Raw genomic sequence first — 24,745 nt, forward strand, 5'->3', positions numbered from 1 at the left:
GGTTAAGGCTTAGCTAATCCAATTATTTTGTCTTATTATTTCTTTTGAGCTTTCAACCCCAGGTTGATCAAATGAATTGATATTCCAGATTATCCCTTGTACAAAAATCTTATGTTCGTATAAAGAGATTAAAGAGCCTAATGTCTTTGGTGAGCAATCTGCCAAGGAAAGATGATTTACTGACATTTGTCCGGGAATGTTACTATGAGGATTATCAGTTGGGTTTCCTCCTTTGGTGAGTACTTCTTTATGGGCAAGACAGATTTTGTTTATTACATCATCCTTGTAAGTCTGAACACTAATTAAATCAGTTGTTACTTTATGTGTGCCTTGGCATAAAAGTTGATAGTAACTATGTTGAGCTTGATTACCTAATCCCCCCCAAATAATAGGGCCAGTTGCGTAATCTACTCTTCGCCCTTGTTTATTAATCGATTTTCCATTGCTCTCCATATCAAGCTGCTGCAGATAAGAAATGAAATGTTGTAGATCTTGGGTATAAGTCATCAACAGCAAGTTATTAGTGTTTAAAAAATTAATATTCCATATGCCAAGTAATGCCAATAATACAGGTAGATTATTGGCAAAATTTGCTGAACGAAAATGTACATCCATTTCATGTGCACCATTAATGATTTCAGAAAAATGGTCGCAACCAATCGCAATACAGGAAATCAAATTAATCGCAGAGAAGAAAGAGTAACGTCCACCCACCCAATCCCATATAGGGATAATGGTGTTAAAACCCATTTCTTGTGCTTTTTTCACATTGGCTGTAACTGCAATAAAGTGTTTTTCATGATGTTGCTGCAACTGCCCCCATTTCAATGCTTGTTGGTAATGAGCAAAAGTTTCTGGAGTTGTAAATGATTTTGAGGAAATAATAAAAAGCGTAGTTTCTGGATTAAGCTTTGCTGTAATGCGCTGAAAAACCTGAGGGTCTATGTCAGAAATAAAATGGAATCGCATTTGATCCGTTACTAAATCGCTGAGCGAATGAATACAAAAGAAGGGGCCAAGCATTGAACCACCAATACCAATGTTAATGACATCAGTGATCGGTTTTCCAGTATAACCAAGCCATTCTTTATTTCTGACTTTAGTCGAGATTTCATACATTTGCTTGCGGGCATTAATGACTTCAGGAACGACATTTTTTTGATTAACCAATATTATTTCACTTTCTGGGACTCGAAGCGCTGTGTGTAAAGCAGGTCTATTTTCTGTATTGTTTATAGGTTTTCCACTCAGTAATGCATCTATATTTTCAGACAGCTGACATTCATTAGCAAGGTCAAAAAGGGCGTCCATAATTAAAGAACTTACTTGTTGCCCACTGTAATCAAGAGTAATATGAGCCGCAGATTTAGAGTAATTTTCAATTTCAACATTCCCTATACTGTCTCCTTTTGCAAGTTTCTCGAGCCTCTTCCAAGCCTTTTTTTGTGTGAGTTGTTCCATAACTTTCCTATTTAAAATTAATTGATTATTCTGTTGTAAGCCATTTGGAAAAACTTTCACCTTCAATTGGATGTATTTTTCCTAAATCTACGTTCGCTTTTAAAAATCCAAGTACGCTACCACAATCATAACGCTTTCCCTCATACAGACATGCTAAAACTGATTCGTTTTGGAGCAGGGCATTGATTGCATCAGTCAGTTGAATTTCTTTATGCTCTTTATGAGGTAATGCCCTGATTTTATCAAAAATAGCTGGTGTAAGAACATAGCGCCCCACTATAGCTGTATTTGATGAAACTTGATCTGGCTTCGGTTTTTCTACTAAATGGTGTACATTTAAAATGTTATTATTCCACGGGACACCTTGAATAATTCCATAACATTCGGTTAATTCTTTTGGTACATTTTCTACTGCTATAATACTATGACCGTATGTTTCGTATAATTGGATCAACTGTTTAATAACCGGTATTTGTCCAGTCATTAAATCATCAGCCAGAATTACTGCAAATGCATCATTACCTACAATTTTCTCGGCACATAAAACGGCATGCCCCAGTCCAAGCGGTTTTGCCTGACGGACATAAAAACACTCCATATCCGAAGGAGTAACGGATTGAACTATAGATAAGAGTTCATTTTTATCATGGTTTCTTAGCTCATTTTCCAATTGATAGGCGAGATCAAAATGATCTTCAATGGCTGTTTTGTTATGGCAAGTGACAAAAATCATTTCTCGTATGCCAGCATCATAAGCTTCTTCAACAGCATATTGAATTAAGGGTTTATTAACTACAGTTAACATTTCTTTAGGTGCTGCTTTTGTTGCGGGTAAAAATCGCGTTCCTAAACCCGCCACAGGAAATACAGCCTTTCTTACGGAAGAAAATGTCGCATTCATTGTTAATTCATCCATTCAATAACAATTGTTTAAGTATGCACTGAAAATCATTTGATTTATATACTTTTTGCAAGACAATTAGTGCTATAGTTTTTTTAAGAGAAGGTTGTTTTAGATGTATTCATTAGATTGGTCACGAGTTAATGGCTTGCCTAAGTCCATAGCAGTTTTTAAAAATACTCCCGAAGATTTTCAAGTGAATGAGTTTTTCGATAGTCCATTTACTGGCCAAGGAGAACATATTCTGCTTAAAATTGAAAAAAGAGGTCTGACAACAGAGGAAGTTGTTAAATCATTAGCAAAATTAGTTCATAAGCCAATAAAATCAATTGGTTATGCTGGATTAAAGGACAGGCAGGCACTAGCGACACAATGGTTAAGTGTTCATGCCCCAGGAGAAATCATTCCAGGAATTGAGCACTATGCTGCTCCAGGCTGGCGAGTTTTAGAATGTACTCGCCATCATAAAAAATTAAGACCGGGTTTTTTAACGGGTAATCAATTTATTATACATTTGCGTGAAGTATCGCATTTAGAAGACATAGTGCAGCGTATCGGGCAGATTAAAGAGTTTGGAGTTCCAAATTATTTTGGTGAGCAACGATTTGGTCGAGAAGCTGGAAATTTATCTAAAGCTGAAGAAATGTTGGTGCATGGCCGTAAAGTTAAGGATAGATTTTTAAAGGGTATATATAGTTCTGCTGCCCGTTCATGGCTTTATAATTTAATTTTATCGCAACGTGTCATAGAGCGTTGTTGGAATACACCTCTTCCTGGTGATGTAATGCAGCTTAGTGGATCCAATAGTATTTTTGTTATTGATGAGGCTAGTGAGGAGCTGTTGCAAAGGATCAAAGATAAAGATATTTCCCCGGCGAGCCCTTTACCAGGAATAAGCAAAAATAAAGTAAAGGGCAAGGCTCTGGAATTAATAAATAAAATTTATGCCAATTGGCAACCATGGTTGAATGGTTTAGAGCTTTTTGGAGCAGAGGAAGCTTGGCGTGCAAATATTCTGCATGTGGAACAACTTAAATGCATTATTCACAACAATGTAGTAGAGTTGTCCTTTATTCTTCCTGCCGGCGCTTATGCAACAGCCGTATTACGAGAATTATGTCGTTATTAAGAGAGCATTTATACGAGAGCTTTTTTTAAATAAAAACAGCTCGATATAAAAATCACGTTATTTTTATATCGAGCTAACTTTAATCTAACCCTATGACCTCTACTGTATTTTTACCTTTATTTTTTGCCTTATACAAAGCATCATCAGCGAAAGTAATGAGTTTTTCAATTTGAAGACTATAATTTGATTTTATCCATGCGACTCCCATACTTAAAGTTATTTTGTCCATAATAACTTCTTCTTGAGGTTTATTTTGATTGAATTTATTAATGAACGAATTACAGACAGCCAAAGATTTTTGAACTGATTGATTGAAGATAATTACTGAAAACTCATCTCCTCCAATGCGACAAATGAAGTCATTAGAACGGCGAAAAGTACTCTTTAATAATTCAGCGATGAAAATTAAAAAATGATCACCATAAGGGTGTCCTAAATTATCATTAATTAATTTAAAATTATCTACGTCAATTGATATCAAAACGAATGAATAATGATTACGCTGTGCTATACCCCATTCTGTTTTTAAAATTGATTCAAAATAACGCCTGTTGTCTAGGCCTGTTAAGGAGTCTGTTAGGGACAATTGATGTAAATCATCAATTAATACTTGCTTTTCTCTTGATAACCTAAAAACCCGTTTTAACAATAAATTATTAATTTTTGCAGATATGACAAGCATGAGTACAAAAAGTAAAAACATAGTTGCCAGTATGACTCTATCTGATTCAAATGTTAAATAGTTATAGGTAATTACAGGTAAAAATATAGGCAATATATAGGTATAGTAAGCCGGTAGATAAACTGATAATGAGGCAATTGCTCTGGCAATCATTCCACCTCATACCAAAATAATAATAAATTCTTGAAGGATGGAAATGCCATGTAACATAAGTAAATAACCAGATCCCCAAATAGTTCCCATAATAAAAGTCAAGAGAACAAAAACTGTTAAAATCTTAGGAGTCGCATACAAATGTTTTATTAAGACATAGTGACAAAAAAACCACCGGATAATGCTGTTTGCGATAATCAATAAAATCCAAATAATTAATTGAGGGGATGCTTTTTTTTTAGAAGATCTAAAGTCAGTAACAAAGCCAAAATTGTATTAAAAGGTATAGACCGGAGAGCTCCTTCAAACAGAAATATCATTTCTTCTTCATAAGAGAAAGGCAATTTGAATCCCTAGATTTCAATCTCTTGTAAATTGAGTACAGCGTATGAAAAATAGAGGGAGTCCGACAGGAAGGTTCGGCAAATTCTACTTTGGCAAAAAATTTATCCCTAACAGCAATGGGAGGCCTTAGTTAATAATATACAAATGCCTTAAGCTTCTTTTTTTATTCAGTATGTTCGTTGCATGCGTTGAGGAACTGGCTTCCATAACGCGCTAGTTTATGTTGCCCAACACCAGGTACCGTGAGTAATTGTTCCATATTTTGAGGTTTTATTTCAGTCATTGCATGTAGGGTTGCATCGCTAAAAATCATAAAAGGTGGTTTGTTCTCTTCGTCAGCAAGCTTACGTCTTAAAACACGTAGCATTTCAAATAAAGGACTCTGTGTAGATTGGAGTGATCGTCGCTCCTTGTTTTTCTTTTTATCAGGTTTAGGCTCCATATTAGGCAAAGTTAAAAAAATCTTTTCCTCACCTTTTAGCAATGGAATGGCCTTAGCTGTTAGTTTCAGCACATTAAAATGATCCATGTCTTGTATACAATACTCTTTATGAATAAGTTGCCAGGCAAGTTGTTTCCAATAATAGATGGATTTGTCCTTGCCAATGCTGAAAGTGCTTAGTTGTTCATGACCGTACTGTTTTATTTTATCGGACGTACTACCACGTAATACATCTATGGTGTGCATTAATCCATAATTTTGTCGTAATCGATAAATACAGGATAAAAATTTTTGTGCATCTTCGGTTGCATCCGTGGTTACAGGTGGATTATCACAGACATCACAATAGTCGCATTTTGTCTCAAAGGACTCATCAAAATAACGTAACAAAATTTGACGACGACAATGCGATGCTTCGGCAAAAGCGAGCATATGATTTAGTTTATTGGTTTCGACAAATCGCTGCTCTTCAAGTGGGCTATTTACAATCCAAGAGCGAAGCCGGGCACTATCTGCTGCATCATAAAGCAAAAGCGCCTGGGCGGGTAATCCATCTCTTCCAGCACGGCCAGTTTCTTGATAATAAGCTTCGATATTTTTAGGTAAATCATAATGTACTACATAACGGACATTTGGTTTATCAATCCCCATTCCAAAGGCGATTGTAGCAACTACAATGTCGATACGATCGTATCTAAACAAAGTTTGCACCTCTTTACGTTCGGCATGAGAAAGCCCGGCGTGATAAGCACGCGCCTTGAAACCCATTTTTTGTAATTTTTCGACTGTATTTTCTACACTGTTACGTGTTCCACAATAAATAATTCCTGATTGCTGCTCTACGGAACTTAAAAACTGATTTAATTGCTTTAACGCATGAGTCTTGGGCACTACTTTATAATGAATATTAGGGCGATTGAATGAAGCGATGTATTTATTGGGTATGTAGTTAAGTTTGGCTACAATGTCCTGGCGAGTTTGTCGATCTGCGGTTGCAGTTAAAGCAACAATGGGAACAGCAGGAAAGTGAGTTTTTAATACACCTAAAGCGGCGTATTCAGGACGAAAATCATGTCCCCATTGGGAGATACAATGTGCTTCGTCTATTGCAAATAGAGCGATATTACACTCCTTTAACCGATCTAAAAAAGATATGTTTATAAGACGTTCAGGGGCAATGTATAGCAAGTCTAACTCACCATGATGTAGCTGAATTAATACATTTTTTGCTTCGATACTGGTTAAGGAAGAATTGTAGTAAGCAGCACGGATTCCCTGTAATCTTAGTGCAGTTACTTGATCTTCCATGAGTGCAATTAATGGGGAAACAACGATACCAACACCTGGTCTTATCAGTGCAGGTATTTGATAACATAAAGATTTTCCCCCGCCAGTAGGCATTAAAACGAGAACATCATTACCAGCAATGACATCTTTAATAATATCCTCTTGAGGGGGACGAAAGGAGTCAAAACCAAAATACTCTTTGAGTACTGATAAAGTATTACGAGAAATGGGGGCTACAATAGTTTCCATGTGCTTATTCTTATTTTTTTCTTACAAGCGCCAAAGAAGTACAACGACATATTTTGCGCAGTATATCATCATGGTTTGGAAATAAAAGCACTCCCTTTTATATAAAAACGAAGTAATTTTTCTGCCCAATCTTTTGCATAATGGACACCAATCCTTGATTTTTCAACAATTGTAAAAGTTTGAGGGGCACCTGAATCAGCAATATAAAAAGTATCACTCGTTAGATCATGTTGGTTTAAATTGTTATCAATATGCATTGCTTTTGATAACAACCCGGGGCCTTGTGTTTTTCCCTGGATGTTTTTAATGGGTTCGATGGCACGTAGTAATATTGCTGAGCCTGTGCCTTCGGTTTCGGTAACTACATTCGTGCAATAATACATCCCATAAATCAAATAAACATATGCATAGCCTGCGGGACCAAACATCACTTTTGTTCTTGGGGTAATACCCTTGGAGGAATGGCAAGCCAGATCATGTTGTCCCAAATAAGCCTCGACTTCGACAATTTTTCCTATATATTCTATTCCATCTATATTATGAATTAGGTATTTGCCTAGAAGAGCTTTGGCTACAATAATTGTGTCGCGCTCATAAAATGTTCTGGGTAATTTTTGGAACATATATCTTTCACGGATGATGAAAATTCGCAATAATAGTATATATGAAACCACTTTTCTAAGGATAGTTTTATGGATTTTAAATTCACGGCCGAGCATTTGGCTTTTCGGGAGATGGCGGCTGATTTTGCTCGTGAGAAATTAGCGCCTATGGCAGATAATTGGGATGAGCATGATTATTTTCCCATTGCGGTTTTACGTGAAGCAGCAGCTTTAGGAATGGCAGGAATGATGGCGCGGGAGGATATTGGTGGAGCGCAATTAACACGATTGGATTCTGCTTTATTGTTTGAACAATTGGCAACAGGTTGTATCAGCACGAGTGCTTATCTTTCGATTCATAATATGGTTACGTCTCTAGTGGATCGATATGCCCATTCTGAATTACGAACTCAATGGGGACCCAAATTAACCTCAATGGAAGTATTAGCCAGCTATTGCTTGACTGAACCTGAATCAGGTTCAGATGCTGCTTCTTTAAAAACTAAAGCAGTGAAGGATGGGGATTATTACGTTCTTAATGGTTCAAAGGCGTTTATTTCGGGTGGTTCGGTGAGTGATGTATATTTATGTATGGTCCGAACTGGTGATGAATCGCATCACGGAATAAGCTGTTTGCTTATTGAAAAAGATACTCCAGGTTTGAGTTTCGGCAAATTAGAGAAAAAAATGGGTTGGCGCAGTCAACCTACGTGCATTGTTTATTTTGAGAATTGCCGTATACCAATTGCTAACCGAGTTGGTGATGAAGGCATGGGATTCAAAATTGCACTCAATGCATTAAATGGAGGTCGAATTAATATCGCATCCTGTTCTTTGGGAGGTGCTCTTGCTTGTTTGCGATTAACTCAGGCATACATGCATGAGCGTAAACAATTTGGAAAACCTCTTTCGGAAATGCAGGCATTGCGTTTTTATTTTGCAGATATGCTTACTGATTACGAGGCAGCACGATTAATGGTTTATCGGGCGGCAAATGCTATGGACAAAAATGAGCCTAATGTCCCAATGTATTGCGCTATGGCTAAGCGTTTTGCTACGGATGTTGCATTTCGTATTAGTGATAAAGCGATGCAAATACATGGTGGTTATGGCTATTTACGTGATTATCAGATTGAGCGAATCTTTAGGGATTTACGAGTTCATCAAATTCTTGAAGGCACTAATGAAATTATGCGGGAAATTGTAGCTAAAGCGACTTTAGACGAGGAGCACTTTTTGTGCTAATAAGAAAGGAGTGAATTTATGAATTTAATTGAACACGAGTTAGATAATCAGGGAATTTTAACGTTAACTTTAAATCGCCCCGAAAAATTAAATGCGTTAAGTAGCGAAGTATTAGATGCTTTAGCGGAGTCATTTGGTGATGCGAGAACCAATTCAAAGGTTAAAGCATTAATGATCACCGGGAATGGAAAAGCTTTTTGTGCAGGGGCTGACATTAACCGACTCGCTGAATGTACCGCGCAAACCGGGTATGAATTTGCATGTCGAGGCCAAGAGGTGTTTAAACTTTTGGAGACTTTGGGAAAACCCTCCTTAGCAGCAGTAAATGGGTTTGCATTTGGTGGGGGATGCGAGTTAGCTATTTCTGCGACAATGAGAATTGCTTCGATTAAGGCACAATTTGGCCAGCCTGAAGTAAAGCTTGGGGTTATTCCTGGATATGGTGGGACACAACGTTTAGCACGGTTAGTCGGCAAAGGACGCGCTTTAGATTTATGTTTAACCGGCCGATTTATTAATGCTGAAACGGCATTTCAGTGGGGGTTAGTGAGCGAGGTTGTTGAGCCTGATGCTTTGTTAGAAAAAGGAAAAAACATATTGCAGGGAATTTTGAGTATGGCACCGCTAGCTATAGCAGGGGTTATGGAAGTCATTGATCATGGCTACGATTTGTCTTTGGATGATGCCTTACACTTAGAAGCAATCCATTTTGCTAAAGTTTGCGCTTCCCAGGATAAGAAAGAAGGAGTAGCTGCATTTTTAGAGAAACGAGTAGCAAAATTTGAAGGGAAGTAATTATGACTGATGAAGTACTTTTTACACAAGAGGGTTCATTAGGAGTCATTACTTTAAATAGACCCGGTGCACTTAATGCCCTGACGTTAACCATGATCCTTAAAATGCAATGGCAATTAAGTCTTTGGAAAGAAGATGATACTGTTCATGCTGTAGTTGTACGTGCGGCATCTGGGAATGCTTTTTGTGCTGGTGGGGATATACGTTCACTTTATTTTTCCGGGCAAATAAATGATGCAGAGCAAATGCAATTTTTTTGGCATGAATATCGGTTGAATCACTTTATTCATCATTTTAGTAAACCTTATATTTCTTTAATTGACGGAATAGTTATGGGGGGGGGAGTAGGGATTTCCCTGCATGGCAGTCATCCAATTGCCAGTGAACGATTGGTATTTGCAATGCCTGAAACGGGTATTGGCTTTTTTCCTGATATTGGAGCAAGTTATTTATTGACACGATGTCCTGGATCTCTAGGTATTTATCTAGGTTTGACTGGGAACCGATTAGGTGCGATGGATGCGATGAAGGCGGGTTTAGTCAAAAAAATAGTATCTTCAGAACAAATGCCTGTTTTGTTTGACGCATTAATGAATGAAGACTTATCAAAAGAGGCATTTGAACGCGTGGATCGATGCCTTCAGGATTTTACTATGGTGTCTTCTGCAGAAGAAATAAACCAGCCACTCATTGATGTTTGTTTTGCACAACCCACAGTTGAAATGATTCGTGAATCTTTACAAAATGATGGAGGGGAATGGGCTAAAGGTGTTGATGCTACTTTAGCAAAGAAATCCCCGCTTAGTTTGAAAGTCACTTTAGCTCAATTGCAAAAAGCAAAAGGATTAACTTTAGCCCAATGCTTGCAAATGGATTATGATATCGTAAGTCACTTTATGCATGGAAATGATTTTTATGAAGGAGTGCGAGCCTTATTAATCGATAAAGATAAAAATCCTAAATGGAGTCCAGCTCGTCTTGATTTGGTAACTGAAGATCTAGTCCAAACCTACTTTGAACGCTCGCATGCTGTCTTGGAATGGGTGTAACTGACATTCGTTTTATTAAAGGATTAGGGCGGTGTTAAACATGAAACACCGTCTTTTTACAAAGATCACTCTTATGTCATCTCAACATGATATAGGAGGTTAGACATCAAATGTATTTACTCTTAAAAAATTTTTTTAATTCAGTACGTTACCCAATGACATAAACCTCGAGGACTTCAGCAACTCTATTTCTTTGCTACTATTAGATCTTATGGTTTTTAAAAATCCGGGTGAAGGATACAGTTTCTAGCTGGTATGTTGTTTTTAAATCCTCCACTTTTGCTTTTGTGGAGGGTAGGGATGCTTATTGATGAAGATTCTACCCAGCCTCATTTAAATCCGGTTTTTTGCTAAAAGCTAATCCTGGACTATACCTTTAAACAATAGGCTTTTATATTTAAGATAATTTCTAGTCCTAGCGTGATGTAAAATCAATTTTTGGGAAATAACAGTCCTTTAATGGTGAATCATCCCCTTGAGTCTGCCCATATTTTTCTTTTACTTTATTATGCACTGTAGTACCCACTTGATATATCCCTGATGCAATAGCTGCGGTAGCCATTGCACCAGCACCTGATTGAATTGCAATTTTGGTCGGTTGAGCAAAAAATCCTATAAAACGCAGCATGTTTATTCCTTAAAAGTTTATTAAAAAGTTAATATGCAATCTAAACTATCATGTTTTAAAAAAATAGTACATCATTAGGCAAGAAAGTCAATTATAAAAATAGATGATTTTCTATATGATTTTTAAGGGTATTGCTTATTAATTTATAGTATGTTTTTTGGGAAAATGAAAAATTATTTTAATATGCTGTTCGATATAAAAATTAACTTCTTTTTTTATCGAACAGTTTTCTTAAGATTCAAATGCTACTTATCCCTGACTTCGCCAAGATAAGATTTATGGGATAAAGTTTGATAACGCCATAACTTTTTTGTTGAATTCAAATTATTTTAGCCAATCACTAAGAATTTCAACTATTTTTTGTGCTTGTTCGGTACTGGAAATGTTGAATTTAGATTTTAGCCAGTATTGATTATTTCGTTTTTGATACCGTCGGATTGAATATTTGACTGGACCAAAATCATTCTGGCTATTATCCCAGTCTTGATACTTGAACATAATTGTAGTCCAGGCTCCTTTGCTTAAGACTTTTTTATCAAGTTCTTTGGTGGTTTCTGTACCATCTTCGTTAAATGCTATAGTGATTTCATCAATGCTTGCAGTCATTTGGAGCTTTACCTCTCTATTTAAAAAAACAAGTAACATTAATTATGGATGTTGCTTGCGCTAAAATTTTGAGAGTGTATCTTATTTTCTTCCTACACCAAAGCGATTCTTCTCTGCGACAAAAAAGGATAGATTTAAACTTCGCTTTAAACCTGAAAATACAGTTAAACTCACAACACTTCAATTGCGTTTTAGTTTACATTTAAAGTTTCTGCTACTGCTACTGCTACTGCTACTGCTACTGCTACTGCTACTGCTACTGAATGGAATAGAGTTTACCATTTACAAAGGTCATTGTAACAGCAGATTGATATTGTCCTGGCTGATAGATCCATACCTGTGGTTTTTGTGCTGTTGGTACTACTTCATTAATGTAAGTATTATTAGTTACTGTGGGGCTCCCACAAGAATAATATACTTTTTGTATCGGATCACCGGGTTGAATATTAGCGCCACTGCAGATAGAAACGGCATTACTGTTGGAACCATTTAATTTGATGTATTTCACCTTTTGATTCACTACATCTACTTCGAGTTGCGCTCCACTATTTGGTTGAGGAATGCTCCAAACGTTATAGTAAGCAGAACCTGAACCAGCCGGTGTTGTTCCCGGAACTTGCCATACTCCTGCATAAGCATTACTTGCTCCTGCATTATTATAAATAAGTTGTTGCATGGGAATCTTCTGTAAAACAGGTTGGTTGGATTCTTGTTGACTTATGGGTTGGCCACATGCCGCAATAACTTGATCAGGCGTCATCCCTAAATTAATGTAACCATGATTTTGGGGACAATAATAAGACTGTGTGTCAGCAAATAGGCTAAAAGGTAAAATAAATAACCCTAAACTAATGTACCTGTAAAGAGTCAGTTTCATAATTTTCCCCACTAATCCTCAGCGTTTAAATAAAGTATAGTTGCTTTTATAACAATCTCCAGGGGAGGCTTGCACTAATAAATAAAGTGATAATTTTTAGTATTATCAGAATGATAAAAGGAGAAAAATCGAACCCCGCAACATTGGAAATCAATTTTCTACCTGGTTTTAAAATAGGTTCAGTCAATAAACGTAAAAAATCGGCAATTGGTCCTTGCCATCCGGGATTGACAAAGCTCATTATTACTCGCACGAGGATAGCATAAAATAGAATGTCGCAGGGTTGGATGATTAAATCGGCAATAATATAAATAAGTAAATATAAAAAAGGCATTATTCCGTGTAATGCAAGTAAACTGATACAAATCATTTTTAGTAGTTCTACAAGAGCCAGAGTAATCAAAGCAGGGATATCGTATTTTTGTCCTGGCTGGTGTTTTTGCTGTGTTATTTGTTGAATTGGATTTACTATTGGATCTGAAATCTTATAAATAAGCTGGCTTACTGGATGCAGTACGCTAACACGTAGATAGCGTAAAGCAATACGGAGCCATAAACTGAAAATAAGGAGCGAAAAAACCAAAGAAACAAGAAACAGTGCTACAGCGCTAAAACCTGACATATTTTCCCCTATCCTAATTTTATAATTGATCTGTTTGTAATTCTCTTTTCTGGTGTTCAGCATTGGACTTACAGCGTCGCATTGTTCTCAGAATAGTAAACAGAGCTTTATTTTTTGCAATTATACCGCGTTGCTTGATTTTTGTCGCTCACCAAAAATGGCTCTACCAACACGAACTATTGTAGCCCCTGCTTTGATTGCAGGAATTAGATCATCACTCATTCCCATAGATAAAGTATCCATATTTAAATCAAGGGTTTGATTGAGTTGTTGCATGAGTTGATTAAGACGGATAAAGACATCGTACTGAAGATCTGGATCGTTGATTGGTGGAGGAATAGTCATTAAACCTCGGAGTTTCAAATTAGGTAATTTATTGATAGCCAAGGCTAGCTCAGCTGCATGTTCTGGAGGTATCCCCGACTTGGATTTTTCATCGATTAAATTAACTTGTATACAAACATTAAGTGGACTTAAGTCCTTTGTTCGATATTCATTAAGTTGAGAGGCAATTTTTAAACGACTTATACTATGAATCCAACTAAAAAGAGTAGCAATTCCCTTGGTTTTATTGCTCTGAATTGGACCAATAAAATGCCAATTGATAGGTAAATTCTTCAAGGCGGTTATTTTTTTTTGTGCCTCTTGGAAATAACTTTCTCCAAAGTCTTTGACGCCCAGACGAAAAGCTTCTTGAATTTTATCAACACCTTGTTGCTTGCTGACCGCAAGTAATAATACGCCTTCTGGTTTTCGGTCGTAAGCCAAGGCAGTTTGTGTGATTAATTGTTGTATTCGATTCAGATCTTGATGAAGGCTCATGATTAATAAAGTAAATGAAAAAATTTCAACAATAGCAAAAGAAACAGTATTTGCCGAGTGCTGGTTAGTAAGTTAATCTAATAAACAATCATGAAGAATCAGAATGGATTAATCAATGGATATAGCAGAATTATTGGCATTTTCAGTCAAAAATAAATCTTCAGATCTACATTTGTCCGCGGGATTACCTCCAATGATTCGTGTTGATGGGGATTTACGCAAAATCAATTTGCCTCCTCTGGAGCATAAAGAGGTGATAAAAATTATTTATGATGTAATGAACGATCGACAGAGAAAAGAGTTTGAAGAGTTTTTAGAAGTTGATTTTTCTTTTGAAATAGAAAATCTCTCCCGTTTCAGGGTAAATGTATTTAATCAATCACGAGGTGCCGCAGCAGTTTTTCGTACTATTCCTTCTCTGATTTTAGGTATGAAAGACTTAGGGCTACCATCTATTTTCGAAGAAATGGCAAGTTATCCCAAAGGATTGGTATTGGTCACAGGGCCCACAGGATCTGGGAAAAGTACAACCCTGGCTGCGATGATCGATTACATTAACTCAACTCGTTATGATCATATCTTAACCGTTGAAGATCCTATAGAGTTTCTTCACCAGAGTAAAAAATGTTTATTGAATCAGCGTGAAGTCCATCGGGATACGCTTAGCTTTAATGCAGCTTTACGTTCTGCATTACGTGAAGATCCTGATGTTATTTTGGTAGGGGAGTTACGTGATTTGGAGACGATTCGTCTGGCAATGACTGCAGCAGAGACAGGACATTTAGTATTTGGTACTTTGCATACTAATTCCGCCACTAAAACGATTAACCGTATTATTGACGTTTTTCCAGCAGAGGAAAAAGCGATGGTTCGTTCAATGCTGTCTGAGTCTTTGCAAGCAGTGATCGCTCAGACGTTGTTGAAAAAAAATGGAGGAGGGCGAGTAGCTGCTCTAGAAATAATGATCTGTACAGGAGCCATTCGTAACTTAATTCGAGAAGATAAAGTCGCACAAATGTATTCTTCCATCCAAACAGGACAAGCTAAGGGAATGCAAACTTTAGATCAACATTTAAAAGAATTAGTTAATAAAAATATTATTTCACGTAATACGGCCCATGCGGTTGCTTTTGATAAATCTTTATTTTAAATGCAGAAAAAGGTACGAGTGATTTTCTATGCTTTAGCAATTGGAGTGTGATAACTCCTCTGACGAAATTTTCTCGACAGCGTGTTCATTGAACGTTACTAAAAAGTCTTGTTCATATCCTGCCCCATACTATTAATGTTGGCCATTTCTTGTTTTTTAGAAGTCTGTAATACATCTTTCATCTTTTTAAAAGAATCCAGTAATGAATTTTGGGGTTTCAATTCGCTTATTAATTCTTTTATGCCTTTAACATTGAAATTCCTATGATGATAGTTTTTCCATTCTAAGAATTTTTGAGCAGATTCAAGTGCTTGTTGTGGATTTCTTTTAGCCATTTCTCTAAGTGCTGCCTCTACACGAGGTCCAGTAACTTTATTGTGGCGAATTCCAATTTCTGAAGGGAAAGGTAGTTTATGTGGTTCTTTTTCTGCTCCTTTGTGTTTACCTGCATGGTCACGTACGCTTTGTAACTCATTTTTAACGCAACGATCCAAACAAATTTTAGTAGAATACTGAACCGCCTCTTGAAAACTCTTGTTCAGTACTTCAGGGGGAAATTTTATCCTCAACTCAAGTTTGTGATCTGTAATTACCTTTTGAACCGCAGGCTCTTTAAAGACATCCATTATTTCTCTCAGACTATGGAAGCCCTCATTTACTGCTCTACCGACAAAAGTACGCACAATATTATCCACATGTTCTTGTAAATCAGGATCTTGAGGATGCTTTTCAATGAAAGCCCCCGCGAGAGTTACCGTAGAAAAGGCTGTTCCTGATACAGAATTAACAAAAGGAACATGAGGTTTAGTGGCAGAATATCCTTCCTTGACTTCAGGGTTTAATGTATATGAATCAACAATTCTGTTTTGTTCTTCAGGAATTCGTTCATCTAATGGCATTCCATGAACGGATTTCATGATACCTGGATTTTGAGTGAACACTTGATTCTCTTCATTAGTTCCTCTCACGGGATCATTAAGCCTGTCTTTGGTTTTATAAGCGGCGGGGCTGTTACGTCGAACAATATTTCTCTTCTGTGTAAAATCTGGTGTCGTATCACCTAATTCACGTATGGTGCCCACAACACTTTTTGCTAAATCCATTGTTATAATTGCAACATCATCTCTACCTTTACCAATGTCTTTATCATGTAACTCGGGATTTAATTCTTTCACTAAATCAGAAAGCTTTTGCATGCTTTCGTAGAAAACAGGAGATGCCTCCTCCAAAGACTCGAATAGATTTGTAGCAACTCTGGTTTCAAAATACCGTCGACTTTGATTTTCTTTAGGGTCATCTGCAATACGCTTTTTTGCTTTTTCAATAGTTGTTGATAATTGAGGATTTTCACTAATTTCTGGATGAGTTTCACAAATTTTTTCAATCGCTAATAGGGCCTTATCCTTATCAAGATGAAAATAGCTGATTATAATTTCATCCGTTTCTTTCTCAATTTTTCTACCTAATTCTTTTTTTAGAAGAGCTGTAGTCAATAGAATAAAATCAGATGAATCTATTGGATTTGCTTCTAAAGCATGCAAATAAGCAGCTTTTTCATTTTTTTCACGCATAATTTTTTCCTATGAGCATCTATTTGGGCATTTAATTGTGTAAATAATTTGTTCTATATAATCATAAATTATACTTTTGGTTTGTTAAGAAAATATTAGGCGTTGGTTCACAGGTTTTCTTGTGCCGACATTGGTGGGGTAATCTGAATAAGATGTTGTATTACATATTGGAACTAATGTATTAATATCACATTGAATATTTGAAATATTGCAGTCCAAATCAATTTTAATAAAATTATACTCATTGAATGAGAAAGTGGCTTCTGTACAAATTTATCTGTCCATCCAATAATAAGTCTTGGGTCTTGATGAAGATTGGTGGGTTGTTTGGCATTCCATTGCGTTATGCAACCAATAATCTGATTAAGGCTGTGAAATTTTTTAGATAATTTCAATCTACTATTTATCGTGGTGCAAGCTCGTGCAACGCGATCGCATAAATAGTCATTTATTAAAAGCTCTTGTCCAAGACAAATCGTTTTGTTAATGTAATATTGAGCATAACTGACGAGACCGGTGAGATTCCGGCGAAACCTTAATAGGTCTTATGCAATAGCCACTCATTTCTCTAATCTTGTGGCAGAACGAATAGGGTAGGAATATGAAAATAGCTGTGATAGGGAATTGTCAAGCGTATATAGCTAGAATAATCTCAGTAATCTGTCGCAATAGCACTTGCACGCAAATTCACTGGAATCACATCAAAAAACTTATCTCAATGAATGAAAAAATCGATTTAAGTGAGTATGATTATATCTTTTCAGCATTGACTCCTGATAAGGAGCTTGATTGTGTTAATAATATAGACAAAAAAAATCTCTTTTTATCCAAACGTTGTATTCAGAGGCAGTCATCCTGACTGTATTTATGTTAGAAGTAACTCTAAAACTATCAAGTCGCCAATAGGGGATTACCATTCTGCTATCATTTTTAATTCCTATTCCCATGGGCTCACTGAGAAGGAATGCAGGGAATTATTCATACCTGAATTTTTTAATTTACTTGGATTTGGCGAACAATACTACGCTCATTTAAAAGCCCTTTCCCAAAGATTAACTGAGACTGGTTTAGATGGAGATTATTTAACCCAAAAATGGGCTGCGTTAGGACATTTTATGCACACTATAAATCATCCTAAACTCTTTGTTCTTGAGGATATCGCAAAGCATTTACTTGATGTAAATCAAATAAAATATGACCAACATCTAAAAATTGATGATTTTTTATCTGATCCTTATAAAACCAACGTCATATTTCCAATATACCCATCACAACCAATGAGTAAAAAATATCACAATGGTTTAGTTTTTAAGATTGCAAATGACCTTACTCAAAATCATTACGAAAAATGGATGTCTCTTAATGATTTTATACATGGTTCTTATCAGATATATAAAGAAAATGAATCATTAGAACCCGATATAAAAATTTCAGATAACTTTAAACGAGCCTTGGAGTCAATCTCAGGTAAAGCTACAACTTTCTTTAAGCACCCATACAAAGATCTTCCTGATCATAGTTATTGGTCTCGAGCTGTTTCGTCTGTTGAGCCAAGTAGAGTTAATCCGGCATTAGAACAAGAATTTCTGCTTACCTCTGAAACCAAAATAGCAACTGCTGGGAGTTGCTTTGCCCAGCATGTATCTAAATTTTTATTAAAATCGAATATGAACTATTATGTTTCTGAGTTGGGACCGGAAAATTTTAGTGAAGAAGACAAGAAAAAAGCAGGATATGGGGTATTTTCAGCAAGATATGGAAATATATATACTGCAAGACAGTTATTACAGCTTATTGATAGGGCTTTAGGTTTTTATGAACCTTGCGAAAAATATTGGAAAACAAAAGAAGGGTATTTTGTCGATCCATTTAGACCGAATATAGGTGAATTTTTCAATTCACCCGAAGAAGTGCTGATAGACTTGCAGAAGCATCTATCCAAAGTTAAAGAAATGTTTACCAATTTAGATGTTTTTGTATTTACTTTGGGTTTAACCGAGACTTGGGAAAATACAAATGATAATGCTGTTTATCCAGTTGCACCTGGGGTAATAAGCAATAACCCTGACAATTGCCAATATCGATTTATTAATTTTGATTATGAGGACACACTTGGAGATCTTAGTCTTTTTATTGACAGGTTGAGAAAAATTAATAGAAAAGCAAAAATTATTCTTACTGTATCTCCGGTTCCTCTTATTGCTACCAAGGAGAAAAGACATGTCCTTACTTCGACCGTTGCTAGCAAATCAATTCTCAGAGCAGTTGCTGATAACCTTAATAAAGCCTTTGATTTTGTCAGTTACTTCCCTTCCTATGAAATTATTACAGGTAATTTTAATCGGGGTAGCTATTATGCTGATGATTTACGTTCGATACAGGATTCAGGAATTAATCATGTTATGCAAAATTTTATGAATAAATATGTACATAACACAAGTACAAATATAAGTGAAATGAATAAATCACCATACCTTATTATGAATGAAGCTAGAGACTTGGATGCTCTTTCCCAGGTCATCTGTGATGAGGAATTATTAATAGATAATATATAGTAAATAATCATGCATACGATTGTGTGAACTCCTGATCCCTAATTTTGCTTTGGGATGCGAAATAGGTACAGGAGTAACATCAGTTTTTTTAAGCAATGGCTTGTAAAACAGTGCATGGCATGCCACAGCTAGTGATTTAGCCACAATTTTTAAACGTCCTTTGTGGATTGCGTTAAATTGATGAAAGGCGAGATGAAGTAGCATTGAAATGACTAATCTATCCTATTTGAACTGCTCTAACTCAGAGTATTACTTCCTGGTCGTTTTATTCGCAACAAAAAACTTAAGTCAACCATGGGGGCTGATGATGGTTTGTCCCTTTAACGTTAGAGGATAACTCTGATTTTCCGAACAGCCAGACTAAAAACCGAACTGAATCACCCAAGGATATTCAAGCTGAATTTACTGCGTTACTTAAGTAAAGAGCATAAGTTGTGCAAAAAGAGTAGTTATTGGAATTTGTCGCATAGTTAACAGAGCTGGAAATTACTTCTGAAATTGATCTTTTATCAAATACCCAATGTATAATGTATGTCCTATCTGGTGTTTAAAATATCAAGAGAAGATTCATGTACCATAATTTAAAATTGGATGGTTTATCACAAAAAGATAGCCTGCGGGCTATTAACGAGATTCCTAATGAAATAACTTGGCTTGTTTTGGGTTGGAATAATCTTGGCAGCAAAAAGACGGAGGAGTTAATCACCCTTTTCCAGTCTTTGCCCTCCGGAATCACCTCTTTAGATTTGAGCGGAAATAACTTCGCCAACAAAAGTGAGTCAGAATTAAGTAGTATCTTCAATGCACTACCTGGTCGCTTATCTTCCCTTAATTTACGTTGGAATAAACTTGACATTATGAACAACAGCGGACTAATCGCTATTTTCAACGCATTGCCCAATAGCGTAACGATGCTTCATATAGGTGGAAATAATCTTGCTAGCAAAAGCAGTACGGAGTTAGTTAATATGGTCAGAGCTTTGCCTAATAACGTTACTTCGCTAGCGATGACCCATAATAACTTTGGTAAAAAAAACAGCGAACAGTTAGTCACTATTTTTAAGTCGATGCAAAAAAAAGTAGCTACTCTTGATTTAAGTAACAATGATCTTGGTGACAAAACGGGCTCAGAATTAATTGACATACTTAATGCTTTACCCACGAGTGTAACTTCACTAAATTTAAGCTCTAATAATCTTAATAAAAGATCCAAAGAAGATTTAATTGCAATTTTCCAGGCTTTACCAAAAAACATAAGTTCACTTAATTTGAGTTCGAATCAATTAGGTGAGAAAAAAAGCCAAAAATTGATTGAAATTTTCAAATCTATTCCACACAGCGTTACCTCTCTTATGTTGGGCGGGAACAACTTCGGTAAAAAAAGCTGTACCGAATTAGTCGCTGTTTTCAATGAATTACCGAAAAACTTAATTTCAATTGATTTGCGACGCAATAATCTTACTGATAAAAATAGTTCGGAATGGTTAGAGATTTTTAATGCCTTACCAAAAACATTAGCCTCAATGGATTTGAGTAGAAACTTTAGTAAAAAATCAAACGAGGAATTAGTGATACTCCTCAATGCCCTGCCAAATCATGTGACATCACTTAATTTGAGTGCAAGTTTTTTGGGCGATAAAATAGAAGAACAAATTGTTGAAATTATGAAGGCGGTACCAAACACAGTGACTTCACTTAATTTGGGTGAAAATAAAATAAATAGCATGACATTGGCTAAAATTCTTAATGCCTTGCCAGGCAGTGTGTCGTCACTTGATTTGAGTGGAAATGAGTGTGTAAATAAAACCAGTAATGAATTAGTTGACTTTTTTATTACCCTTCCATTTCATATACATAATATTCAACTCGATGATCGGCTCTACAATGTTGATGACTTTCTATTATCTCAGTTAGAGAATAGCACAGCTAAAAATTGTGTTGTAGAACGCTTGATCACAGCCATACAACAACCATTAACAGAAGATGGTTACTCATTTACGGATAAGTTCTATACAGATTTTAGTAACTTTCCTATTGAACTTGATGCTCGTAAGAAAGCAATCTTTATCAAAGAATTAATAGCCCAAAATACACCTTGGGCACTGGTTGCTGCGGCATTGATACAACAAGAATTGATCCCTGTTTTTTATGAGGAAGATTCAAACGCCGTAGTGCAGGCTTACACTCATGCTGAAGCCTGTGCTCTTTCAGCCATTAACTATTACATGAATGCGCTACATCATACCAATGCGGATGATTATATAAAAACCTTTTGCTGGGGAAGACTATGGCACATGCAACACGAATATCCAGACAGCATTGTATTTACAAAAGCCAACGATTTCATAAGAAACAATGTTAATAACGCTCAACTCTATCTGACTAAGTTGTTTCCTACTTATAGCACTATGAGTCATGACTTTGACAAGCTGCAAGAAAAGGTAAAGGCCAACCCAATGCTACAAACAACAGAACAACCACAAAGATTTTTTCATCACAAGTATGATGCGGTGGCTCCTTGCGAACAGGAACTTAAGAAATTTGGGAAACTGCCTTCTGGCTGATTTTAAGAACAGGATAGCTATAAGAATTTGAAGCGATGGAGCGCCGAATTTTCGCAGGCAAACGTTGGCGTATCATGCTTCGAGAGCCACATCGGTTTCTATTTTGCGTCCTAATCCAGCCCTTCATCAAGAGGCAGGCCTGTAAATCAGATACATACATAGCCATTTCGGTCTCTTAGAGTTATCCACTAAGTTCTATACATCGTTGCAAGCTCGGTTGGTTCTGACATGAACGTTTGTACATTCCTTCACTTCACCTGCGCCTTATCCAGAACTTAGTGGATGAAGCGATATTTCGCTTCATTAAGACATTTTATGCTTTTTTCTGAATTTCGATTAATTGGGGAATACCTATTTCAGCCAATGCAAGCATGTTGTTTAACTCTTCTCGATTGAAATGACGGTCTTCTGCAGTACCTTGGATCTCGATAAAATGTCCTGCTTCGTTCATGACAACATTCATATCGGTTTCAGCAAGTACATCTTCTGCATAATCCAAATCAAGTACAGCTTGACCTCGATACAGCCCAACAGAAACGGCTGCTATATAGTTAAAAGCAGGCATTCTACGTATTTTTTCCCGTTCTACCATCCAACTAATAGCATCTCTCATAGCCACACAAGAACCAGTAATTGCTGCTGTTCTTGTGCCACCATCAGCCTGAATTACATCGCAATCCAGGGTAATTGTATTTTCGCCTAAGAATTTTAAATCAACACAAGCCCTTAAAGATCGTCCTATTAAACGTTGAATCTCCATGGTTCTACCACCTTGTTTTCCTTTGCTTGCTTCACGTTCGGTACGGCTATGTGTTGCCCGTGGCAACATTCCATATTCTGCTGTTACCCAACCTTGATTTTTTCCTTTAATAAAGCGTGGGACTCCTTCAGTAACAGAAGCATTACATAAAACTTTGGTTTGTCCAAACTCAACCAGGACAGAGCCTTCAGCATGCTTTGTATAGTTTCGGGTTAATTGAATGGGACGTAATTGGTTTGCTTCACGATTACTGGGGCGCATGAAATAATCCTCGCTAAAATCCGAGATTATAACGTGTTACTCATTGAGTTGCATCTTAAACTTATTGTTAATTTCAAGTAGCCTATCTCTGTCCAATTCCTTTTAATTGAGGTATATTCGCCCAAGGTTTATTTATTGGTATCAATATGCTACAAAGTATGACAGCTTTTGCCCGAGTGCAAAAACAGATCGAAGAAGGTCATTTTTGTTGGGAAATTAAATCAGTTAATCATCGGTATTTGGATGTTTCATTTCGACTGCCTGAGTCTTTTCGCTTTATAGAGCCTCATTTGCGCAATGAATTACGAGATAAAATAACTCGTGGAAAATTAGAATGTCAACTTAAATTCCAGGACACAGGTTTTAATAATCAAGCTATGCTTATAAATAGAGGTATGGTTGATGCATTAGTGGATTTGGGTGATAAGTTATCTGTATCTCACGGTTTGACCAGTGATTTGAGCGTAAGCCGGGTTTTATCTTGGCCTGGTGTGGTTCAAGTCAGTACACCTGATGCTGATTCTTTAGGAGATCAGGCAATTGCCTTATTTAAAAGCTCTATTGAACAATTAATGCAGATGCGAATCGCTGAAGGCAATGCCCTAAAAGAGCATGTGGAAGGTCGTCTAAGTGATTTGGGTAGAGAAGTTGAGCGGGCGCGCTCTATCGCATCTCAGCAAATAGAGCAGGCCAAAAATAAATTATTAACACGTTTGCAAACACTGCAACTAGAAGTGCAAGAATCACGCTTAGAGCAAGAAATAGCCTTAATTTTAACTCGTATTGATGTCAGTGAGGAATTAGACAGATTACAAACTCATCTTAATGAAGTGAATCGGGCGTTAAATTGCGATAAAATAGTTGGAAGACGACTTGATTTTTTAATGCAGGAATTAAACAGGGAGGCGAATACGCTCAGCTCAAAATCTGATTCTGTAGCTTTAACTCAGATTGCAGTTGAGATGAAAGTCTTGATTGAGCAAATGCGTGAGCAAATTCAAAATATTGAGTGAGTATAATTGTGGGTGATTATTTAGGTAATTTGTTTATAGTGGCTGCACCTTCAGGGGGGGGCAAAACAAGTTTGGTAAGAAGACTGGTTGAAACTCTTGATAGTATCGAGGTCTCTATCTCACATACGACGCGGCCTATGCGACCAGGAGAGCAACATGGAAAAGATTACTTTTTTGTTGATGAAAAAGAATTTATCTGCATGGTCAATGAGTGCGCATTCTTGGAATATGCTCGAGTTTTTAACCATTTATATGGAACTTCGATGGAGCAGATTACCAAACGTCTTAACGAAGGAATCGATGTGGTTTTGGATATTGATTGGCAAGGGGCTCAGCAAATCAGGCATTCTTTTCCAGATGCAGTGGGTATTTTTATTGTGCCGCCCTCATTGGAAGAGTTGAAACAAAGGTTGCTGAATCGACGTCAGGATAAAGATGAAGTAATTAGCGATCGCATGAAAAAAGCACAGGATGAGCTCAGTCATTATTCTGAGTTTAATTATTTAATCGTTAACGATAATTTTGAACGAGCTGCGATGGAATTAGGTGCAATTGTGCTTGCAAACCGCTTGCGTATCGAGCGACAGATAAATAAACAAGCAAAATTGCTTTCTTTCCTGATGTCATCACAGTAAAATAAGAAGTTTTGCTACTGGAGAATGAGAATATGGCACGAGTTACAGTTGAAGATTGCTTAGAGCACGTTGCAAATCGATTTGAACTAGTTATGGTGGCTACCAAACGTGCGCGACAAATTGCTGTTCGAGGCGATCAACCAATGGTCGAATGGGAAAACGATAAGCCTACTGTAGTGGCTTTACGTGAAATCGCAGAAGGTTTAATTACTCCTGAAATTTTGGATAAAGAGTAAGGCTGTTTACGATTATATTCTCTTGGCTAAAATGACTTGTTTTTCTGCATGTTATCAACCATATACTTTGTGTATATTGTACTATGATGCTGGAAAATCAAGTCA

22 protein-coding genes and 1 pseudogene are annotated in these 24,745 nt (G+C 36.6%); 11 read left to right on the forward strand and 12 right to left on the reverse strand.

Annotation, left to right across the window (positions count from 1 at the left end):
- Positions 1-9 precede the first annotated feature (9 nt).
- Positions 10-1,461, reverse strand: a complete 1,452-nt coding sequence (pgi, locus tag EKG34_RS04375; protein WP_012978915.1) for a glucose-6-phosphate isomerase — start codon at positions 1,459-1,461, stop codon at positions 10-12.
- 25 nt (positions 1,462-1,486) lie between these two features.
- Complete coding sequence (gene galU, locus EKG34_RS04380; protein WP_003632462.1) at positions 1,487-2,362, reverse strand: UTP--glucose-1-phosphate uridylyltransferase GalU; 876 nt, start codon at positions 2,360-2,362, stop codon at positions 1,487-1,489.
- 115 nt (positions 2,363-2,477) lie between these two features.
- Here galU and truD point away from each other — a divergent pair, with 115 nt between their 5' ends.
- Positions 2,478-3,491: a tRNA pseudouridine(13) synthase TruD gene (gene truD, locus EKG34_RS04385; RefSeq protein WP_003632461.1), complete on the forward strand. Its 1,014-nt coding sequence runs from the start codon at positions 2,478-2,480 to the stop codon at positions 3,489-3,491.
- A gap of 79 nt (positions 3,492-3,570) precedes the next feature.
- Here truD and EKG34_RS04390 read toward each other — a convergent pair whose 3' ends face one another.
- The 3 genes from EKG34_RS04390 to EKG34_RS04400 form a co-directional block, all read right to left on the reverse strand.
- Positions 3,571-4,326, reverse strand: coding sequence for a GGDEF domain-containing protein (locus EKG34_RS04390; RefSeq protein WP_012978916.1), 756 nt, complete (start codon positions 4,324-4,326; stop codon positions 3,571-3,573).
- 508 nt (positions 4,327-4,834) lie between these two features.
- The gene (gene recQ, locus EKG34_RS04395; protein ID WP_003632459.1) at positions 4,835-6,649 is read right to left on the reverse strand and encodes a DNA helicase RecQ; all 1,815 of its coding nucleotides are present in this window, start codon (positions 6,647-6,649) and stop codon (positions 4,835-4,837) included.
- A gap of 68 nt (positions 6,650-6,717) precedes the next feature.
- Complete coding sequence (locus tag EKG34_RS04400; protein ID WP_012978918.1) at positions 6,718-7,272, reverse strand: DNA-3-methyladenine glycosylase; 555 nt, start codon at positions 7,270-7,272, stop codon at positions 6,718-6,720.
- Positions 7,273-7,341: 69 nt separating this feature from the next.
- Here EKG34_RS04400 and EKG34_RS04405 point away from each other — a divergent pair, with 69 nt between their 5' ends.
- From EKG34_RS04405 to EKG34_RS04415, 3 genes are read left to right on the forward strand one after another with little or no spacing between them, the layout of a single operon-like run.
- Positions 7,342-8,496: an acyl-CoA dehydrogenase family protein gene (locus EKG34_RS04405; RefSeq protein ID WP_003632457.1), complete on the forward strand. Its 1,155-nt coding sequence runs from the start codon at positions 7,342-7,344 to the stop codon at positions 8,494-8,496.
- 18 nt (positions 8,497-8,514) lie between these two features.
- Positions 8,515-9,291, forward strand: a complete 777-nt coding sequence (locus tag EKG34_RS04410; protein WP_003632456.1) for an enoyl-CoA hydratase/isomerase family protein — start codon at positions 8,515-8,517, stop codon at positions 9,289-9,291.
- Between the two features lie 2 nt (positions 9,292-9,293).
- Positions 9,294-10,340 (forward strand): enoyl-CoA hydratase/isomerase family protein, encoded by a 1,047-nt coding sequence (locus tag EKG34_RS04415; RefSeq protein WP_012978919.1) that lies wholly within the window; start codon positions 9,294-9,296, stop codon positions 10,338-10,340.
- A gap of 415 nt (positions 10,341-10,755) precedes the next feature.
- On the opposite strand, the gene EKG34_RS04420 is transcribed toward EKG34_RS04415, so the two are convergent.
- The 5 genes from EKG34_RS04420 to EKG34_RS04440 all read right to left on the reverse strand — a co-directional run bounded on the left by EKG34_RS04420 (position 10,756) and on the right by EKG34_RS04440 (position 13,895).
- Complete coding sequence (locus tag EKG34_RS04420; RefSeq protein WP_012978920.1) at positions 10,756-10,968, reverse strand: hypothetical protein; 213 nt, start codon at positions 10,966-10,968, stop codon at positions 10,756-10,758.
- A 324-nt stretch (positions 10,969-11,292) separates the two neighbouring features.
- Positions 11,293-11,574, reverse strand: coding sequence for a hypothetical protein (locus tag EKG34_RS04425; RefSeq protein WP_012978921.1), 282 nt, complete (start codon positions 11,572-11,574; stop codon positions 11,293-11,295).
- 256 nt (positions 11,575-11,830) lie between these two features.
- Positions 11,831-12,451 (reverse strand): DUF2845 domain-containing protein, encoded by a 621-nt coding sequence (locus EKG34_RS04430; protein WP_003632451.1) that lies wholly within the window; start codon positions 12,449-12,451, stop codon positions 11,831-11,833.
- A gap of 46 nt (positions 12,452-12,497) precedes the next feature.
- A complete protein-coding gene (locus tag EKG34_RS04435; RefSeq protein ID WP_003632450.1) occupies positions 12,498-13,073 on the reverse strand; it encodes a YggT family protein in 576 nt (191 codons plus the stop codon).
- 120 nt (positions 13,074-13,193) lie between these two features.
- Positions 13,194-13,895: a YggS family pyridoxal phosphate-dependent enzyme gene (locus EKG34_RS04440; RefSeq protein ID WP_003632449.1), complete on the reverse strand. Its 702-nt coding sequence runs from the start codon at positions 13,893-13,895 to the stop codon at positions 13,194-13,196.
- Between the two features lie 115 nt (positions 13,896-14,010).
- Between EKG34_RS04440 and EKG34_RS04445 the strand changes: the two genes are divergently transcribed.
- Positions 14,011-15,045 carry a type IV pilus twitching motility protein PilT gene (locus EKG34_RS04445; RefSeq protein WP_003632448.1) on the forward strand — a complete coding sequence of 345 codons (1,035 nt, stop codon included), beginning with the start codon at positions 14,011-14,013 and terminating at the stop codon, positions 15,043-15,045.
- Between the two features lie 98 nt (positions 15,046-15,143).
- Here EKG34_RS04445 and EKG34_RS04450 read toward each other — a convergent pair whose 3' ends face one another.
- A complete protein-coding gene (locus EKG34_RS04450; RefSeq protein ID WP_003632447.1) occupies positions 15,144-16,616 on the reverse strand; it encodes a hypothetical protein in 1,473 nt (490 codons plus the stop codon).
- A gap of 863 nt (positions 16,617-17,479) precedes the next feature.
- Here EKG34_RS04450 and EKG34_RS18525 point away from each other — a divergent pair.
- The 3 genes and pseudogenes from EKG34_RS18525 to EKG34_RS04465 form a co-directional block, all read left to right on the forward strand.
- Positions 17,480-17,734, forward strand: a pseudogene (locus EKG34_RS18525) (GSCFA domain-containing protein); the annotation flags it as partial.
- Positions 17,735-17,893: 159 nt separating this feature from the next.
- Complete coding sequence (locus EKG34_RS04455) at positions 17,894-19,171, forward strand: GSCFA domain-containing protein (protein ID WP_223800105.1); 1,278 nt, start codon at positions 17,894-17,896, stop codon at positions 19,169-19,171.
- Positions 19,172-19,740: 569 nt separating this feature from the next.
- Positions 19,741-21,735: a leucine-rich repeat domain-containing protein gene (locus EKG34_RS04465; RefSeq protein WP_003632443.1), complete on the forward strand. Its 1,995-nt coding sequence runs from the start codon at positions 19,741-19,743 to the stop codon at positions 21,733-21,735.
- 313 nt (positions 21,736-22,048) lie between these two features.
- On the opposite strand, the gene rph is transcribed toward EKG34_RS04465, so the two are convergent.
- On the reverse strand, positions 22,049-22,756 hold the full coding sequence (gene rph / locus EKG34_RS04470; protein ID WP_003632442.1) for a ribonuclease PH: 708 nt from the start codon (positions 22,754-22,756) through the stop codon (positions 22,049-22,051).
- A 146-nt stretch (positions 22,757-22,902) separates the two neighbouring features.
- On the opposite strand from rph, the gene EKG34_RS04475 reads away from it, so the two are divergent.
- From EKG34_RS04475 to rpoZ, 3 genes are read left to right on the forward strand one after another with little or no spacing between them, the layout of a single operon-like run.
- Positions 22,903-23,769 (forward strand): YicC/YloC family endoribonuclease, encoded by an 867-nt coding sequence (locus tag EKG34_RS04475; RefSeq protein ID WP_003632441.1) that lies wholly within the window; start codon positions 22,903-22,905, stop codon positions 23,767-23,769.
- 5 nt (positions 23,770-23,774) lie between these two features.
- Entirely contained in the window at positions 23,775-24,404 is a 630-nt protein-coding gene (gene gmk / locus EKG34_RS04480; protein ID WP_085956286.1) for a guanylate kinase, read from the forward strand.
- Positions 24,405-24,436: 32 nt separating this feature from the next.
- Positions 24,437-24,640 (forward strand): DNA-directed RNA polymerase subunit omega, encoded by a 204-nt coding sequence (rpoZ, locus tag EKG34_RS04485; RefSeq protein ID WP_003632439.1) that lies wholly within the window; start codon positions 24,437-24,439, stop codon positions 24,638-24,640.
- The last annotated feature ends 105 nt before the right edge of the window (positions 24,641-24,745 follow it).

Origin of the sequence: Legionella longbeachae (genome assembly GCF_004283175.1) — a bacterium.
Lineage (GTDB): Bacteria > Pseudomonadota > Gammaproteobacteria > Legionellales > Legionellaceae > Legionella > Legionella longbeachae.